This is a genomic window from Actinomadura geliboluensis, assembly GCF_043197915.1.
Taxonomy (GTDB): domain Bacteria; phylum Actinomycetota; class Actinomycetes; order Streptosporangiales; family Streptosporangiaceae; genus Spirillospora; species Spirillospora geliboluensis.
Window position 1 is genome coordinate 49641 of record NZ_JBICUA010000005.1, and the last position, 15897, is coordinate 65537.

General features: G+C 73.7%; 14 protein-coding genes. 9 read left to right on the top strand and 5 right to left on the bottom strand.

Features of this window, described 5'->3' with window-relative positions; translation table 11 throughout:
• The first annotated feature begins 53 nt into the window (after window positions 1–53).
• Window positions 54–812 (top strand): TetR family transcriptional regulator, encoded by a 759-nt coding sequence (locus ACGFI1_RS17790; protein WP_392786360.1) that lies wholly within the window; start codon window positions 54–56, stop codon window positions 810–812.
• On the opposite strand, the gene ACGFI1_RS17795 is transcribed toward ACGFI1_RS17790, so the two are convergent.
• From ACGFI1_RS17795 to ACGFI1_RS17805, 3 genes are all read right to left on the bottom strand, one after another.
• Complete coding sequence (locus tag ACGFI1_RS17795; protein WP_392786362.1) at window positions 802–2304, bottom strand: FAD-dependent oxidoreductase; 1503 nt, start codon at window positions 2302–2304, stop codon at window positions 802–804. The genes ACGFI1_RS17790 and ACGFI1_RS17795 overlap by 11 nt on opposite strands.
• Window positions 2304–3302 (bottom strand): AurF N-oxygenase family protein, encoded by a 999-nt coding sequence (locus ACGFI1_RS17800; RefSeq protein WP_392786364.1) that lies wholly within the window; start codon window positions 3300–3302, stop codon window positions 2304–2306. The genes ACGFI1_RS17795 and ACGFI1_RS17800 overlap by 1 nt, the downstream gene beginning before the upstream one ends.
• 167 nt (window positions 3303–3469) lie before the next feature.
• Complete coding sequence (locus ACGFI1_RS17805; RefSeq protein ID WP_392786366.1) at window positions 3470–4087, bottom strand: mycothiol-dependent nitroreductase Rv2466c family protein; 618 nt, start codon at window positions 4085–4087, stop codon at window positions 3470–3472.
• A gap of 19 nt (window positions 4088–4106) precedes the next feature.
• Between ACGFI1_RS17805 and ACGFI1_RS17810 the strand changes: the two genes are divergently transcribed.
• The 3 genes from ACGFI1_RS17810 (at window position 4107) to ACGFI1_RS17820 (ending at window position 6643) form a co-directional block, all read left to right on the top strand.
• Window positions 4107–4640: a MarR family winged helix-turn-helix transcriptional regulator gene (locus ACGFI1_RS17810; protein WP_392786368.1), complete on the top strand. Its 534-nt coding sequence runs from the start codon at window positions 4107–4109 to the stop codon at window positions 4638–4640.
• A gap of 376 nt (window positions 4641–5016) precedes the next feature.
• Window positions 5017–5409, top strand: a complete 393-nt coding sequence (locus ACGFI1_RS17815) for a hypothetical protein (protein WP_392786370.1) — start codon at window positions 5017–5019, stop codon at window positions 5407–5409.
• Between the two features lie 148 nt (window positions 5410–5557).
• Window positions 5558–6643: a macro domain-containing protein gene (locus ACGFI1_RS17820; RefSeq protein WP_392786372.1), complete on the top strand. Its 1086-nt coding sequence runs from the start codon at window positions 5558–5560 to the stop codon at window positions 6641–6643.
• 104 nt (window positions 6644–6747) lie between these two features.
• Here ACGFI1_RS17820 and ACGFI1_RS17825 read toward each other — a convergent pair whose 3' ends face one another.
• The gene (locus ACGFI1_RS17825) at window positions 6748–7419 is read right to left on the bottom strand and encodes an RES family NAD+ phosphorylase (RefSeq protein WP_386870247.1); all 672 of its coding nucleotides are present in this window, start codon (window positions 7417–7419) and stop codon (window positions 6748–6750) included.
• A 3-nt stretch (window positions 7420–7422) separates the two neighbouring features.
• A complete protein-coding gene (locus tag ACGFI1_RS17830) occupies window positions 7423–8055 on the bottom strand; it encodes a hypothetical protein (protein WP_386870249.1) in 633 nt (210 codons plus the stop codon).
• 212 nt (window positions 8056–8267) lie between these two features.
• Between ACGFI1_RS17830 and ACGFI1_RS17835 the strand changes: the two genes are divergently transcribed.
• From ACGFI1_RS17835 to ACGFI1_RS17855, 5 genes are read left to right on the top strand one after another with little or no spacing between them, the layout of a single operon-like run.
• Entirely contained in the window at window positions 8268–9578 is a 1311-nt protein-coding gene (locus ACGFI1_RS17835) for a hypothetical protein (RefSeq protein ID WP_392786375.1), read from the top strand.
• Window positions 9568–11526, top strand: coding sequence for an AAA family ATPase (locus ACGFI1_RS17840; RefSeq protein WP_386870253.1), 1959 nt, complete (start codon window positions 9568–9570; stop codon window positions 11524–11526). The genes ACGFI1_RS17835 and ACGFI1_RS17840 overlap by 11 nt, the downstream gene beginning before the upstream one ends.
• The gene (locus ACGFI1_RS17845; RefSeq protein WP_386870255.1) at window positions 11514–12152 is read left to right on the top strand and encodes a 4Fe-4S single cluster domain-containing protein; all 639 of its coding nucleotides are present in this window, start codon (window positions 11514–11516) and stop codon (window positions 12150–12152) included. Before ACGFI1_RS17840 ends, ACGFI1_RS17845 begins: the two co-directional genes overlap by 13 nt.
• A complete protein-coding gene (locus ACGFI1_RS17850) occupies window positions 12140–12700 on the top strand; it encodes an FHA domain-containing protein (protein ID WP_386870257.1) in 561 nt (186 codons plus the stop codon). The genes ACGFI1_RS17845 and ACGFI1_RS17850 overlap by 13 nt, the downstream gene beginning before the upstream one ends.
• Window positions 12697–15636 carry a protein kinase domain-containing protein gene (locus tag ACGFI1_RS17855; RefSeq protein ID WP_392786378.1) on the top strand — a complete coding sequence of 980 codons (2940 nt, stop codon included), beginning with the start codon at window positions 12697–12699 and terminating at the stop codon, window positions 15634–15636. The genes ACGFI1_RS17850 and ACGFI1_RS17855 overlap by 4 nt, the downstream gene beginning before the upstream one ends.
• Window positions 15637–15897 lie beyond the last annotated feature (261 nt).

Here is a 15897-nt window from a genome sequence, read left to right on the forward strand (position 1 = left end):
GCGCGCACGTCGGTAGAGTCGGTGGGGCGGTCGACCAGTGCGAAAGGGAGCCGATGGCGGGTTCGGAGAGCGGGTATCAGGCGCGCTGGGAGGAGCACAACACCGCGCGCCAGCTGATGATCCTGCGCGCCGCCGTCGATCTCATCGAGGAGACCCCGCCCGGCACGCACATCCCGGTGCAGAAGATCGCGAAGCGGGCCGGGCTGGCGAAGTCCGTCGTGTACCGGCGGTTCGCCGACCGCGACGACCTCGACCGCCGGATCAGGTCCTACCTCGTGGACGACTTCGCGAGCACGCTGGCGGTCAAGCTCGACATCTCGCACGGCTCGGTCGAGGAGATCCTCCGCAGGACCATCGACACGGTCGCCGGGTGGATGTCGGAGCACCCCCGCCTGCACGACTTCATGCGGCAGGGGCCGACCCACGACGACGCCGCGGGCGCCGACGCGGTCAGCAGCCTCCGGGGCCGGATCGCGACCCGGGCGCACGAGATCATCGCCGCGTTCCTGGCGTCGTTCGACCTCGACGACGGCGGCCTGGAGTCGCTTCCGCTGGCCATCGTGACGATGGTCGAGGGCATGCTGACGCAGTGGGTGCGCGAGCCCGCCCCGCGCAGGCCCCGCCCCGAGATCGTCGCCGAGCTCGCCTCCTACGCGTGGTTCATGCTGGACGGCGCCGCCCGGTCGCTGGGCCTCGTCATCGACCCCACGGCCGAACTCCGGACGGTCGTCGAGCGGCTGACCGGCGCGGGAGCGGCGAGCGGCACCGGAGCGGTCAGCGGCACGGGAGCGGTCAGCGGCGTCACGGCGTGAGCGCCGGGCCCCGCTCCAGGCGCGCCGCCAGGTCGCCGGGGCCGGCGTCCGGATCGGCGAGGACGCCCGCGTTGAAGTCGTCCACCAGCGCCCGCACGGTCTCCTGCGCGCACGACTTGTTCGTGCCGATGAAGCCGGTCGGGCCGCGCTTGATCCAGCCCGCGACGAACGTGCCCGGCACGGCCCGGCCGGTCGCCGGGTCGAGGACGCGGCCGCGCTCGTTCGGCACGGTGCCGGTCGCGTCGTCGAACGGCAGGTCCGGGACGGGCACGCCCCGGTAGCCGATCGCGGTCAGCACCAGCCCGGCGTTCACGGTCTCCGTCCGGCCGGTCGGCTCGACGCCGTCGCCGGTGAGCGCGTTGCGTCCGAACTCGACGCCCTCGGCGCGGTCGCCGCCGAGGATCCGCAGCGGGGAGAGCAGGTACCGCAGCCGGATCCGGCGCGGTGCGGACGGGTCGGCGGCGAGGCCGCGCAGCACGTCGAGCTTGGGACCGGTGGTGCCCTCGGGGCCGAGGTCGTCCGGTGGGACGGTGAGGCCGACGCCGGGCGTTGAGCGAAGGCCGATCAGCTCGGGCAGGGTGAACGCCGACTGCGCGGGCCCGCGCCGTCCGGCGACGACGACCTCCTCGATGGCGCTGTCGCGCAGCGCGTCCAGCGCGGCGGGGGCGATGTCGGTGCCGGCGAGGGTCGCCGGGTCGACGGTGAGGATCCGGGCGACGTCCAGCGCGACGTTGCCGTTGCCGATCACCACGGCGCGGGGGTGCGACAGGTCGAACGTCCGGTCGGCGAAGTCCGGGTGGCCGTTGTACCAGGCGACGAACTCGGTGGCGGACGCCGTGCCGGGCAGCCCCGCTCCGGGGACGTCGAGCCGGCGGTCCGTCGAGGCGCCGACCGCGTAGACGACCGCGTGGTGGTGGGCGAGGAGGTCGTCGTGCGTCACGTCCCTGCCGACCTCGACGCCGAGGTGCAGGTCGAGGCCGTCCTGCGCGCGGATGGCGTCGAACTGCCCGGCGACCTTCCGCGTCCGGCGGTGGTCGGGCGCGACGCCCGTCCGCGCCAGCCCGTACGGCATCGGGAGCCGCTCGAACATCGAGACCCGCGCGCCGGGGACGGTCAGCACCTCGTCGGCCGCGTACATCGCGGCCGGTCCGGAACCGACGACGGCGACCCGCAGCGGGGCGGGCCGCTCACGGACCCGCAGCGGCGGCACCACCGGGGCGAGCAGCGGCCGGGACCGCGGGGCGTCGTAGAACGCGGAGTTGACCGACAGGAAGTCCAGCTCGTCCTCGGTGAGCTTCGTGTGCGGCTTGATCGCATCCACCGGGCACGCCGAGACGCAGGCGCCGCAGTCGACGCACGCGGCCGGGTCGATGTAGAGCATCTCCGCGGTCGCGAAGTCCGGCTCGTCCGGAGTCGGGTGGATGCAGTTGACCGGGCAGGTGTAGACGCAGGACGCGTCGCCGCAGCACGACTGCGTGACGACGTGCGGCATCAGGCGAGCCCGCGCGCTTCGCGGTGCGGCTCGCCCCGGTACCGCGACGGCTTCCCGTCGATGTGCAGGAGCCTCCACAGGCGCTTGGCCGCCGGCGTCATCAGCCCGAGGTCGGTGGCGAGCCTGCGCATGTCGCCGAAGTACCCGGCGAGGATCGCGCGGGAGTGCGGACTGCGCCAGAACGCCTCCTTGCAGACCTCGCGCGGGATGCCGAACCGCTTGGCGAACGAGCGCGGCGGCGTCATGATCTCCCCGGCCAGCCACCGCATCGCGAGCGGGAACGCCAGCGCACATGCCGTCCGGCTCACCCGGCCCATCCGCGGGACGTGCACCCGCAGGAAGTCGCCGGCGAATGAGATGTGCCGCGCCTCCTCGGCGATGTGGATCTCCATCGTGCGCAGCATCGCCGGCGGGACGCGCTCGCCCGACCGGATGAGGGCCTTCTGGTAGTGGTCGATGGGCTCCTCGCCCGCGAGGATCCCGATGAACAGCACCACGTGCGCGTAGCCGCCCACCACGCCGATCAGCGGCGACAGCCGCCGGAACCACGGCCGCATCCCGGGCACGTCGACGCCGATCCGGTTGACGAGCTCCTGGAACATCTGGATGTGGTTGCACTCCTCGGTCATCTCGTGGAGGCAGTAGCGGAACTCGGCCGACCCGTTGGGCAGCCGCATGATGTACTGCATCATCCCGCGGATCAGGATGCTCTCGAACGCCGCGCCGACCTTGATCGAGTTGGCCATCCGCCACTTCCCGATCTCGATCCGCCGCTCCAGCGGCAGCTCCCGGTACCAGCGCGTCGCGCCCAGCGGGTCGATCTCCGGCGACAGCACCCAGCGCGGGTCGTCCGGGTCGAGGGCGAACTCCGGCGCGTCCCAGTCGATGTCGAGGAAGGGGTCGAAGCGCCGGTGCACCGACCCTTCGGACAGCGTCCGCAGCAGGTCCCGGTACGCCTGGTCGGACGGCTCGGCTCCGGTGGGGGTGGACAGCGTCATCGAGACCTCCTCGTTCGCGGCGGATCCCGTCTCGCCCGCGGCACGGCCGGCTCCGCGGGCCCGGCCCTGCCGCGGAATTTACTGAGACGCTTTGTCCCATGCAAGGGGTCGGGGGCGGATGAGCCCCACGTCACGTCCGCGCCGCCACCTCCTCCCCGACGCCCGGATCAGCTGAAGTCGAGTGGGCCCCGAGACCGCTTCAGCTCGGCGAACGCGTCCGTCCCGGCCAGGGTCCGCAGGGACTGGAACAGCCGGACGGCCTCCTTCCCCTTCGGTGCGACGCTCAGGACGGGACCGAAGAACGTCGCGCCGTCGAGGGTGACGAGGGGCGTGCCGCCCTCCTCGCCCAGGGCGTCCTGCGCGGCCTGGTGCCTGGCCCTTAGCGCCTCGTCGTAGTCGTCCGTGGCGGCGGCCTCGGCCAGGTGCGCGGGCAGCCCGCATTCGTCCAGAGCCTCGGCGATGACGGTGCCGTAGTCCTTGTTGCCCTGCACGTGGATGCGGTTGCCGAGCGCGGTGTAGAGGTCGCGCAGGATCCCGGTGCCGTGCTCGAGTTCGGCGGCCGTGCAGACCCGGGCCGGGCCCCAGGCGCGGTCGTTGAACTCGCGGTACCACGGCTCGATGTCGCGGTGCTCGTTGAGCACCGAGAGGCTCATGATGCGGAAGCCGAGGTCGACCGGCTCCAGCCGCTCGACCTCCAGCAGCCAGCGGGAGGTGATCCAGGCGAAGGGGCAGGCGGCGTCGAAGTAGCAGACGACCCGGGCCGGGGAGGCGAGATTATCTTCCATGGAAGCTAATATAACTTCCATGGAAGATATCATCAACGGCATGCAGCCCGACGCCGCCGCCGGCGCCACCGACGCCACCGCCGCCATGGTCGCCCAGTGGCACCGCGAGCGGCCCGACCTCGACGCGACGCCGATGCTGGTCATCGGCCGGCTCTTCCGCCTCACCGACGCGGCCGACCAGCGGCTCCGCCCGCTGTTCGCCGCCGCCGGCCTCGGCAACGGCGACTTCGACGTCCTCGCGGCGCTGCGCCGCTCCGGCCCGCCCTACGCGCTGTCGGCGGGCGAGCTCAGCCGCGCCGTCCTGGTCACCACCGGCGCCATCACCAAGCGGGTCGACCGCCTCGAAGCCCGCGGCCTGGTGAGCCGGACCGTCGCCGAGCACGACTCGCGCGGACGCCTCGTCACGCTCACCGCCGAAGGCGTCGCCCTCACCGACGAGCTGCTCGCCGCCCACCTCGACAACCAGCGCCGCCTGCTGGCCGGGCTCACCGAGCCGGAACGGGAACGGCTCGCCGCCCTTCTCCAGCGGCTCGCCGCGACACTCGACGCCTGATCGACGTCCAATAAAGATCATTTCTCCGGGGAAATACAGACGCATTTCCCCGTGGAAATACGGGGATGTATAAGCCCGACCCCGCCGACCCGGGGATTCGCCGGTCGCGATCCGGCCGCGTCCCGGTCGTTCGCCGGGCGCGACATAGATTTTCCGCCGTCCTATTGGTACAAGTAATGGCAAGTTCGTACCTACGGGGAAAGCGGGGACGCGATGAGTCAGTGCCAGAAGTGCTACCGGACGCTCCAGGACTGCCCAGGCTGCAACGGGGGCCGGTCGGGCAGCGGTCCGCTGGGGGGCCGGCTGACGTGCAGCAAGTGCCGGAACACCGGCCAGGTCTGCCCGCAGCACGAGGGCCACTGGAAGAAGTGAACCGATGACGGGCTTCCTGATCGTCGCGGGCATCCTCCTGGTGCTCGGCTGGGCGGTCTTCACGCAGGTGGCGGGGCGGCAGCAGGTGGAGGTCCTGACCGCGCTCCCGCCCGAGGAGGCGAGGCGGGTCGTCCACGAGTCGTTCGGCAAGATCTGGCGGCGCACGGACGGCCTCGGAGTGGACAACTTCCGGCCCCTCCTGCGCATGCACAGCCCGACCATCTCGGTGGACTACCAGCCGGTCGACGGCGGGGGGTGCGCCGTGCAGATCTGGGTGTCGCACTTCACCACGCAGGCCGGCTTCATCCGGCTGCACGCGCAGCTGTGCTGGCGGAAGAAGCGGTACGTCGCCCGCAGGATCCGGCGTACGGAGAGCGTCCTCACGCAGGCGGCATGAACCGGCTCGCATGTGGACCGGTGGCCCTCCGCGCCGGAGAGCCACCGGTCCGCGTCACATGGCGCGGCCGGGTGCCCCCGATGGCCGGATTAGGGCGACCCAAACCAGAACGGTCGCGGCTTCCGGTCGCGATTGCGACCATGGCGGCATGCCCTCCGAAACCAGCCATGCCTCATTCGGCCACGCCGCGCTGGTCGCCGACCTGCGCGCGGTGCGCGAGCGCGGGCTGCTGCGCCTGCACGAGGTCGACCTCCCCGCGCTGAGCGCCGCGGCCATGGCACTGGGCCTACCGGTGGGCGACGACCGCGTGCGCTCGTCGCTGACCCGCGTCATCGAGCGCGCCGCGACAGGCCTCGCGGGCAACCTCGACACCGCGACGGCCTACACCTTCGGCCTCGTGCCCGGTACCCGCGACTGGCCCGCCCAGGACCGCCGCAGCCGGGCCGCCGCCGTCTACGGCGTCAGCGTCGAGCGGTTCCGCAAGCGCCAGGAACGCCTGGTCATCGACAACCTGGCGCAGCGCATCCTGGACCTCTGCCCCCCGGTTCTGCCCGACACCGGTGGCGTTCCGCTGGGCGGCAGCGTCGAGGTGAGCGTGCCGGCGGGGGAGGTGACGCTGCACCGCAAGCCCGTCGAGACCCTGCACGGCGTCGACATCCTGGTCTCGTCCGAGAACGTGTACCTGGAGATGTCCAAGACGTTCCGCTCCACGTTCTCCGCCAGCCTGCGCAGTGCCGCGGCGACACGCGACGCGATGGGCGCCATCTCCAAGGACGTGTTGCAGGACGAGCTGCACGAATGGCTGCGCAAGGAAGGACGAGAGGGCATCCCGCTCCTCGCGGGCACCGTCGTCCCCACCTCGCCCGGTGAGCTGCGGGCACAGGGCGTCAAGCGCGTCTATCACGCGGCCGTCGCGGTGCCCCGTCCCCGGACCGACACCTATGACGTCGAAGCCTCCGCGGTCGTCCGCGCCGTTCGCAACGTGTTCGCGCTGGCACGTGACGAGCGCGCGCGCCACGAGCCGTCGCTGCGTTCGCTGTGCTTCCCGGTGTTCGGCGCCGGCCGCGGCGGCCTGCCCCCGCACACCGCCTTCGCCTACCTGTGGGGCGCTCTCGAACCGGAGATGCGGTCCGGCGAGTGGGACGTCCACCTCATCGCCCGCAGCGCCGCCACCGCGGAAGCCGTCATGACGGGGCTCCGCGCCCAGGACCGCGAGCGAACCGCCTTGCCCTGATTGCGCCCGAATCCGGCCCGGATCGCGACCGGACCCGTTGGTTGGCTGGGCTTTGTCCGGTTCTGGACGCCGGATGGAGAAGGGTGCGGAGGATGTTCGCGGGGTCAGCGGGGGCGTGGGGAACGGGGCGGCTTGACCCGGATCCGGTACGGCGCGAGCTGCTCGTTCAGCCAGCGGGCGCCCGCCGCGTCGTCCAGCGCGACCGCCGGACCGGGCACCGGGGCGAGGCCGCCGGGGTCGACGCGGTCGCCGAACAGCATCGCGGACGGCCGGCCGATGTCGCGCCGCGACGGCCACAGCAGGCCCTGGCCCCACGGCGCGTGCCCGCGCAGCCACCGGGCCCACCGCCGGGTCTGCGGGTACTCGTGCGGCTCGGCGTGGATCAGCCATTCGTCCTGGCAGGCGGCGGCCAGGTCGGCGCTGGTGAGCAGCGAGATCAGCGCGAGGTCGGACGTGCTCTCCACGGCGGAGATCACCATCCCGGCGAGCGCGGCGCGGCGCAGGTAGCGGACGCCGCGGTCGTCGAACGGGATGCTGCGGACCAGGGTCTCCAGCAGCGCGGTCCGCGGGTCCGGCGCCGCGTAGAGGTAGGGGTACTCGTCGTCGCCGGGGATGCTGTCGAAGCGGCCGCCGCCGAAGTGCGGGTCGGCGGGGACCGGCTTGAAGTCGCCGGGGGCGCGGGTGCCGCGGTGGACGCGCCACAGCCGCGTGCCGGCCGGCAGCACGGCGCGGTTCGGGGTCGTCCTGGCCGCGGTCGGGGGCGCGGTGAACGGCACGGCTCAGCCCACCGCCGTCTCGGCCCGGGCGGCGCTCACCAGCGTCTCGTCGTCCACCTCGCCGAGGAGGTCGGCGGGGACGCCGGCGAGCCAGGCGTTGCCGCCCAGCCACCAGTCCGCGACGCCCCACGGGTCGTCGCGGACCGCGAGCAGCCGGTTGACCGCGAGCACCACCGGGCGGGGCGCGCCCGCGTCGTCGAACTGGAACGCCGGGGCACGGTCGCCGCCGGACGGCGGGGCCAGCCGGATCAGGTCGTCGGCGTCGAGGCCTATGCCCCGGCGGCGCACCTCGTCCCACGGCACCATCGGGGCGGCCAGGAGCCGCGCGTCGGCCGCGCGCTCGGCCAGCGCGCCCGCGGCGAGGGCGGTGACCGCGGCCAGATCCGGCCTCGCGCCCGTCCAGCCGCCGACGGCGAGCCTGGTCCCCCCGGTCAGCGCGCGGTGCACCGGGTGCCGCCGGGGCAGCGCCGCGGCCACGACGTCGGCCACCCGGCGGGCGGCCGCGCGGACGGCCGCCTCGTCGGAGTCGCCCGGCGGACCGGCGGCGGCGATGGCGCGCAACCGGTCTTCGTCCAGGTCACCGACCGTGTCGTCCCAATGCTCGGCAAGTGCCTTGATGGCGTCCGGTACCGCCATGCGCGACCTCCCCGGCTATATCGGCGAATAACCTCCAGTATGCCGGATTCCGGACGAACGTCGCGTCGTTCTGTCAAGTCGAATGATCATTTATGGCTTTGAGTGGTCTCGGCATTCCCCTGGAAAAAATCGCATTCGGTCTTATCATCATTCGCGCCGGTAAGCCGGAGGAGGCACGCCGGCCGTTGCGCGACGGGGAGACAGGGGGTCTCATGAGCGGTTCCGGGGCCTACGACTGGAATTACGCGGCGGCCGAGGCCGCGCGCGAGCAGGCCCGCCACCGCGAACTCGCCGCGCGCCTCGCCGAGCTGCGCGCCGAGGCCCGGCAGCTCGAGAAGCGGCTGCGCAAGAAGGGGAGCCGCGGACTGCGCGCCGGGGCGTCCGACATCGCCGAGGCGGGCGACGGCGAGAGCGCGGACTCGCTGGCCGCGCGGGTGGCCGCGGCCGAGACCGCGGTCGGGACGCTCCGCGACGAGTCCGGCCGGCTGGCCACGCGTGAACTGGCGGAACGGCTGTCGCGGAACCGGCCCCCGCGCACGTCGGGGACCCCGGCCGCACGAACCCGCGCGGCGGACGGCGGGCCGGCGGCGCGGAGCGAGGGCTCCGCGCTGCGGGAGAGGGACGTCACCGAGGTCAGGGAGTCGCTGCTGGTGCGCGCCGAGGACCTGCTGACCAAGGAGGCCGCCCGCTGCCACGCCGACGACCTCGAAGGGCTCGCCGCGCTGGCGTCCGGCATCACCGCGGCTCGGACCGTGCAGGCCGCGCGTACGGCGCTGCGCACACTGGAGGAGCGTGTGGTCGCGTCCATCCGGCGCCGTGCGAAGAGCGACCAGGACGAGCGGACCCGTGCGGGACTGCGCGCCCTGGCCCGGCACGCCCCCGAGGCCGACCGGCCCCGCCTGCTCGCCGCCATCGACCACGGATCGGACCTGGAGGCCGTCTCGGACCTGGTCACCGAGGCGGTCGCCGAGGCGGACCGCGCCGCCGCCCGGGAGCGGGCCGCGGACAAGGTCGCGGCGGCCACGGCCGAGGCGCTGCGGGAGATCGGCTGCGAGGTCGGCGAGGACTTCGCCACCGTTCTTGCCGCGAGCGGCGACCGGATCATCGACCTCGGCGAGGACTTCCGCGACCGGCTGGCGCGGGCCGAGCAGGACGCCGGCGCCCCGCCGGGCGCCTGGCGCGCCGACCGCTACGCCCTGCGCGTCACCATGCGGGGGAGCCAGGGGAGCATGCGGACGAGCGTGGTGCTCGCACCCGGCGAGGAGCCCGACCCGCTCGTCGACACGGCCGCCCAGCAGGCGTTCTGCGACATGAGCTTCGACGACAAGGTGCAGGGCAAGGCCAAGGATTGGCGCGGGCTCGACATCCGGCAGTCCTACCGCCTGCAACCGGGCCAGATGCCGCCGCCGGCCGCCGCCGAGGAGTCCTGGCAGGCGGTCGAGCAGACCCGGTCGAGGCGCCGCCGCAAGCACTCCGCCGGGCGGACGAACGAGCGGGCGAGGGAGCGGCGCCATGACCGCTGACGTGCCGGTGACGGCCCCGATGACCGGGGGAGCGCCGACGACCGGAGGAGCGGTGCCGGCCGGAGGAGCGGTGCCGGCCGGCGCCGCCGCCCTGCCCGCCTGGGTCCGCGAAGTCGACATGGCGCTGCTGACCCACCCGCAGATCCTGCTGACCGGCAACGTCCGCGACCAGTACCCGCTGCCGGCCGAGGACGACTCGGGCGAGATCGTCATGCATTCGCTGCAGGACGTCATCATGCGGGTGTGCCGCGGGCACGGCTACGGCGCGCTCGGCGAGCACAGCCCGCTGGACCAGCTGATGGTGCTGTGGCCGCTGTCCTCGACCGACGCGGAGCATCCCGCGTGCCCCGAGTCGCTGCGGGAGATGTCGGAGGCCGACGCGGCGCGGCCCGGACGCGGCGAGAACCCCGACGCCGTCCGGCTGTCCCGGATCCGGCAGGTCCTGGTGGACGTGGTGCGCTGGCGCGGCCCCGCGATCGGGCTCGTCTTCCCCTACGCCGCCAGGGTGGGCCGCGGCGACTCCGAGGCCGGCGACCTCGGCCGCGACCTGTTCACGGTGGCGGAGGCGCTCGGGCACACCGCGATGCCCGTGCGCGGCCAGGGCGTCACGCCGTACAACACGATCTTCTGGGTCACCGAGCGGCAGGACCACCTCGCCCCCGAGTTCGGCGCCGACAGCCGGCGGCTGCGGGTCATCGCGATCCCCGAGCCGCTGCTCGGCGAGCGGGAGCGCGTGGCCGCCTACGCGCTCCGCGACGTCGACCCGGCCGCCGGGCCGGAGGAGCGCGTCCAGGCCGCCCGCCGGCTCGCCGGGATCACCCACGGGATGCAGCTTGTGGAGCTGATGGCGATCGGCCGGATGGCCGAGCACCGCGGCCTGCCGCTGGAGCGGCTGGAGGAGGCGGTCCGCCTCTACCGGGTCGGCGTGCTGGACAACCCGTGGGCGGACGCCGCGCTGCGCGCCAAGATCGAGCGGGGGAGGGAGATCCTCAACGCCCGGGTCATCGGCCAGGAGCGGGCGGTCGCGCGGACCCTGCAGATCTTCCAGCGCTCGGTCACCGGGCTCACCGGCGCGCAGGCGTCCAGCTCGCCGAACCGGCCGCGCGGCGTGCTGTTCCTGTCCGGCCCGACCGGGGTCGGCAAGACCGAGCTGGCCAAGGGCATCGCCAAGCTGATCCTCGGCGACGACGCCGAGCCGATCCGGTTCGACATGAGCGAGTTCGCCGAGGAGCACGCGCGGGACCGGCTGATCGGCGCGCCGCCCGGCTACGTCGGGTTCGACGCGGGCGGCGAGCTGATCAACGCGGTACGGGCCAATCCGATCAGCGTGCTGCTGTTCGACGAGATCGACAAGGCGCACCCCCGGCTCTACGACCTGTTCCTGCAGATCCTGGAGGACGGCCGGCTCACCGACGGCCGGGGCGCCACCGTGCACTTCACCGAGACCGTCCTCGTGTTCACCTCCAACCTCGGGGTCGTCACCAAGACCGGCGACATCGAGCGCAGGCTGAAGTACACCGACGACCCCGAGAAGGTGCGGCAGGCGCTCGACAAGGCGTTCCGGACGTTCTTCGACGAGACGATCCGGCGTCCCGAGCTGCGCAACCGCTTCGGCGACAACTTCATCGTCATGGACTTCCTCCAGCCGGAGCACGTGCCGCTGATCCTCAACAGCGCGCTCGGCTCCGTCACGGGCAGGGTGGCCGACCGGCACGGCGCGCGCCTGACGATCGGCGACGTGGCCTTCGAGACGCTGCGCTACGCGGCCGAGGCCCGGCTCGACCACGGCGGCCGGGGCGTGCTCAACGCCGTCGAGGCGGCCCTGGTCAACCCCCTGGCGGCCGAGCTGTTCGACCGTCCGCCCACCCCCGGTGAGGAGATCACGGTGCTCGACATGGAGCCCGAGGGCGACACCTGGCGGCTGAAGGTGGACCGATGCCCCGCGTGAGCCGGGTGTCCTGCCCCATCACCGCCCTCGGCCCGGGACGCCGGATGGTCGTCTGGTTCCAGGGCTGCCCGCTGGCGTGCACGGGGTGCCTGGCGCGCGACACCTGGAGCCCGTCCGGCGGCTCGGACCTGGCGGTCGCCACCCTGGAGCGGATGTGGCGCGAGGCGCTGGAGCACGGGATGGACGGGCTCACGGTGAGCGGGGGAGAGCCTTTGGCCCAGCCGGACGAGCTGGCGGAGCTGCTGGAGATGGCCGCCGCCGTCCGCGACGAGCTGGGCCGCGAGGCCGACCTGCTCGTCTACACCGGCTACGAGCCGGACGAGGTGGACATGGCGCCGCTGCGCCGGGCCGACGCCGTCATCACCGGCCGGTACGACGCGGCCCGTCCCACCCGGCTGATCTGGCGGGGGTCGGCCAACCAGGTGCTGACGCCGCGGACCGAGCTCGGCCACGCCCGCTACGACCGCCACCTCGACCACGAACCGGAACGCCCGCCGATGCAGTTCTCGGTCGACGGGCCGAACGTGTGGTTCGCCGGCGTCCCGGAACGCGGCGCGATGGCAAGGCTGGAGCGGGCGCTGCGCGCCCGCGGTGTCACGTTCGAGGGGGTCACATGGCGACCATGATCTTCCGCTGCCCGCAGGACCCGGAGGGCTGCCCGGCCTCGCCCGTGCTGCGCTCCTGCGACACCCACAAGGTGAAGCTGGAACCGGCGCGCGTCGAGACGCCCGCGGAGGAGCCGCGCGCGGAGCCCGGGCCGGCGCCGGGCACGGCCGGGCCGCGCACGGTGTACCAGCGGCCGGACGGCGCGGCGTCGTCCACCCCTTCCGCCGCACGGCCCGGCCGCCGTCCGGTGATCGCGGTGCGGCTGCTCGGCGACCTGCTCGTGGTGAAGCCCGAGGGCCTGCTGATCGGGCGGGACGAGCCCGACTGCGCGAAGGTCGACGGCCTCGCCGAGTACGAGCAGATCAGCCGCCACCACGCGCGCCTGTACTGGGACGGCGAGACCCTCCTGGTCACCGACCAGCGTTCCACCAACGGCACGTTCGTCAACGGCCGCAAGGCCGCCACGCCGCTGCCGCTGCGCGCGGGCGACGTGCTGCGGCTCGCCCAGGACGTCGAGGTGCCGGTGTTCGAGATCGATGAGAACGGCGAACTCAGGAGCACGCCATGACACCGCCTGACGACGGGCCCGAGCGCGTGGCCAGTCCGCCCACCGTCCGCCAGGGCAGCCCCGAGACCGCCGTGCAGGGGGGAGGCGGGACGGTCAGCCCGCCCACCTTCGTCCAGCACGGGGACACCGCCGGGAGCCCGCGCACCGCCGTCCAGGGGGAGGGAGGCGGGGCCGCCGAGGGGGGTGAGGCGCTGCGCGGCGCCGCGCAGTTCCCGCCCGAACTGCTCGCCGAGTACGAGCCGCTCGGCGAGCGCGGTCGCGGCACGGAGGGCGTGGTGTGGGAGGCGCGGCGCCGGTCCGACGATGAGACCGTCGCCGTCAAGGTGCACTGGGCGGAACGGCCCATCGACCTCGACCTGCTCCGCCACCTCAAGCAGAACGGCTACGACCGGCACGCCCCGCGCTTGGGCGGCTTCGGCAAGGTCACCACCCCGTACGGGACGGTCGGCTGGGTCGAGATGGAGTACTTCACCACCTCCCTCGAAGACGTGATCGCCGCCGAGGGGGCCGGCGGGCCGATGCCGGACGACCGCGTCCGCGCCCTGCTGGCCGCGCTCGCCGAAGCGCTGGAGTACTGGCGGGACCCCGTCGACCGGATCCCGATCGACTTCAAGCCGGACAACCTGATGTTCCGGCGGGCGGCGGACGGGTCCGAGCAGATCGTGGTGACCGACTTCGGCGGCGTCGCGCGCGCGACCGTCACCGGGATGAACGGGCAGGTCATCGCGGCCCCCGGCTACACGGCGCCGGAGGGCGTGATCGGGCTGCGCCGCCCCGAGTCGCCGTGGTGGTCGCTCGGCGAGATCGTCTACCTGATGCTGACCGGCGCGACGCACCACGCCAACGACATCACCAAGCGCGGCGTGCGGGAGACGTTCGTCCTGGACGTGGAGATGCCGCTGGACGGCGTCACCGATCGGCGCTGGCGCAGCCTGCTGGCGGGCCTGTTCACCCGGCATTACGACGACCGCTGGGGCAGCGCGAAGGTCCGCGCCTGGCTGGCCGGGGAGAACCCCGACGTCATCCGGCCGACGAGCCTCCCTGGGCACGGCACCCGGCGCGCCACCAACCCGATCACCTTCCGCGGCGCCCCCTACGACAACCCCCGGTCGCTCGCCGAGGCGATGGCCGAGGACTCCGAGGAGGCGGCCCGGTGGCTCCTCGCGCGGGGGAACGACTTCGCCAAGTGGCTGCTGGAGGACGTCGGGAACCCGCTCGTCGACCTCCGCACGCTGGGCGCGGTGAGCCCGGACACCGCCCCGCTGCTGGTACTGGACTTCGTCGTCACCTACGCGCCGGACGTGGTCCCCACCCTGTACGGGGTGCGGCTCGACGCCGAGGGCCTGGCCGCGCATGCCGACACCGACGACACGGTCCACGCCCGGCTGTTCGGCTCGGACGCGCTGCGCATCGCGGCGCGGCGGCCGTGCGGGCACGCCGGGTGCGACCACCAGGGGCGGCCCGAGGACCGGTGCGCCGTCCTGCTGCGGGTCGCCGACGACGTCCCGATGATCATGCGACTGGTCGAGGACCGCGTCGCGTCCCTGCGCGCCGAGGTCCGGGCCGGGCCCGGCGAGAGCCCGACGACCTGGGACCCGCTGAACGGGCGCGAGCGCGCGAACGCCTACATGACGGCGATCACCCTCACGCTGGGCGCGGGCGAGTCCGCGCTCCCGGTCACAGGGGGCGGCACCGCTCAGCGGACGGTCCTGCGGCTCACCGGCGGCAGATTGATCGGCGGGCCCGCGTGGTGGCGAACCCTGCGGACCGAGGCGGCCGGGGCGGATCCGGCCAGCCTGGAGGGACGCGTCCTGGCCACGACGGTCGAGGCGCTGCGCGAACGGGCCGCCCAAGGGCACATCGCCCGCAGGGCCGTGCGCAAGGCGCGGGCCGGGAGCGACCTTACCGAGGCGGTCGGCCGCGGCCTGCTCGGTGCGCTGCTCGCGCTGCTCATGCTCATGTTCTCCACTTGGTCGGGGACGGTCCTGGGCCGGGTCTACCGGGACGACATCGATCTCGAGCCGACCGAGAGGCTGACCCAGACGGGGGCCTTACTCGGCAGGGCGGGAGCGGACGGCACGGTCGCGGTGCTGCCCGCCCTCATCGTGCTGTCGCTGCTGATCGCCGCCGCGTGGCGCCACCATGGGCCGCTCCTCGCCGCGACCGGCGTCCTCGCCTTCACCGCCGCGTGCCTGCCGCGCTGGATGCCGGCGAGCCACGCGCTGCCGGTGCCGGACTTCGCGGCCGGACTGCTCTCCGACGTCGGCGCCGTGCCCGGCCGCTGGATCGGGCCGGTGGCGGTGCTGGCGGTGATCTGCGCCCTCCCACTCGGCTTCGGCGCCCGTGCCGCGCTGCGCCGCGGCGTCGACGCCCGCGGGCGCTACGAGCCGCTCGTCCGCGCCCGCACCCTCGCGCAGCGGCCGCTCGGGACCGGAGCCATCGTGTTCGCGTCCTGCACGGCGCTGCTCTGGACGAGCATCATCGTCCGCACCGTGTACGCGCGCGAGGTGCCGCTCGCCGACACCTCCGGCGCGGGACGGGCGGCGGCGGACGTGTCGGTGGCGCACCTGCCGATCCTCGTTCCGCTCGCGGTGGTCGCGGGCTGGGGGGCGCGGCGCGGGCGAACGCGGCGCGGGCAAGCGCGGCGCGGGCAAGCGCGGGACGTGTTCCAGGCGGGTCTCGCCACCACGGTCGTCATCGCGATCTGGCCGGACCTGTTCGACCGCGGTGTCACCGCCCTCCGCGACTGGCTGGCGGGCGAGAGCCCGACGGCCGACTCGGTGCTCGGCGGGCTGCTGCACATTTTCATCAACCCGATCAGCGAGGGCCTCTCCCGCTGGCTGGCCGGGATCGGCGGCGCGGGCACCTTCTGGACGGCCGTGCTGGTGTTTCTGCCCGTCGCGGTGCTCGGCTACCTCGTCGTCGACGATCGGTGACCGCACCGGCGCGGGGAAACGGGGGAACGGCGATGACCGGATCGGACGATCTCAGGGGGACCGGATGAGCGACGAAGGCGCTGAGCAGGACCAGAACGCGGAAGAGAAGCGGCGTCCCGGAAGCGGCACTCGTTCGGGTGACATCCTGCCGCCGGGCGCCGGATTGGGCTGGTCCGGGACGTACTTTCACTGTCCGGAGCCCGGCTGCCCGACGAGGGAGCGCGCCCGTCCCGACGGGTCGCTGGGCAGCGGCCGGTGCGG

Bases quoted from the DNA above. Each gene is read 5' to 3' on its own strand.
- ACGFI1_RS17790 (WP_392786360.1), top strand. From the start codon at position 54: ATGGCGGGTTCGGAGAGCGGGTATCAGGCGCGCTGGGAGGAGCACAAC.
- ACGFI1_RS17795 (WP_392786362.1), bottom strand. From the start codon at position 2,304: ATGCCGCACGTCGTCACGCAGTCGTGCTGCGGCGACGCGTCCTGCGTC.
- ACGFI1_RS17800 (WP_392786364.1), bottom strand. From the start codon at position 3,302: ATGACGCTGTCCACCCCCACCGGAGCCGAGCCGTCCGACCAGGCGTAC.
- ACGFI1_RS17805 (WP_392786366.1), bottom strand. From the start codon at position 4,087: ATGGAAGATAATCTCGCCTCCCCGGCCCGGGTCGTCTGCTACTTCGAC.
- ACGFI1_RS17810 (WP_392786368.1), top strand. From the start codon at position 4,107: ATGGAAGATATCATCAACGGCATGCAGCCCGACGCCGCCGCCGGCGCC.
- ACGFI1_RS17815 (WP_392786370.1), top strand. From the start codon at position 5,017: ATGACGGGCTTCCTGATCGTCGCGGGCATCCTCCTGGTGCTCGGCTGG.
- ACGFI1_RS17820 (WP_392786372.1), top strand. From the start codon at position 5,558: ATGCCCTCCGAAACCAGCCATGCCTCATTCGGCCACGCCGCGCTGGTC.
- ACGFI1_RS17830 (WP_386870249.1), bottom strand. From the start codon at position 8,055: ATGGCGGTACCGGACGCCATCAAGGCACTTGCCGAGCATTGGGACGAC.
- ACGFI1_RS17835 (WP_392786375.1), top strand. From the start codon at position 8,268: ATGAGCGGTTCCGGGGCCTACGACTGGAATTACGCGGCGGCCGAGGCC.
- ACGFI1_RS17840 (WP_386870253.1), top strand. From the start codon at position 9,568: ATGACCGCTGACGTGCCGGTGACGGCCCCGATGACCGGGGGAGCGCCG.
- ACGFI1_RS17845 (WP_386870255.1), top strand. From the start codon at position 11,514: ATGCCCCGCGTGAGCCGGGTGTCCTGCCCCATCACCGCCCTCGGCCCG.
- ACGFI1_RS17850 (WP_386870257.1), top strand. From the start codon at position 12,140: ATGGCGACCATGATCTTCCGCTGCCCGCAGGACCCGGAGGGCTGCCCG.
- ACGFI1_RS17855 (WP_392786378.1), top strand. From the start codon at position 12,697: ATGACACCGCCTGACGACGGGCCCGAGCGCGTGGCCAGTCCGCCCACC.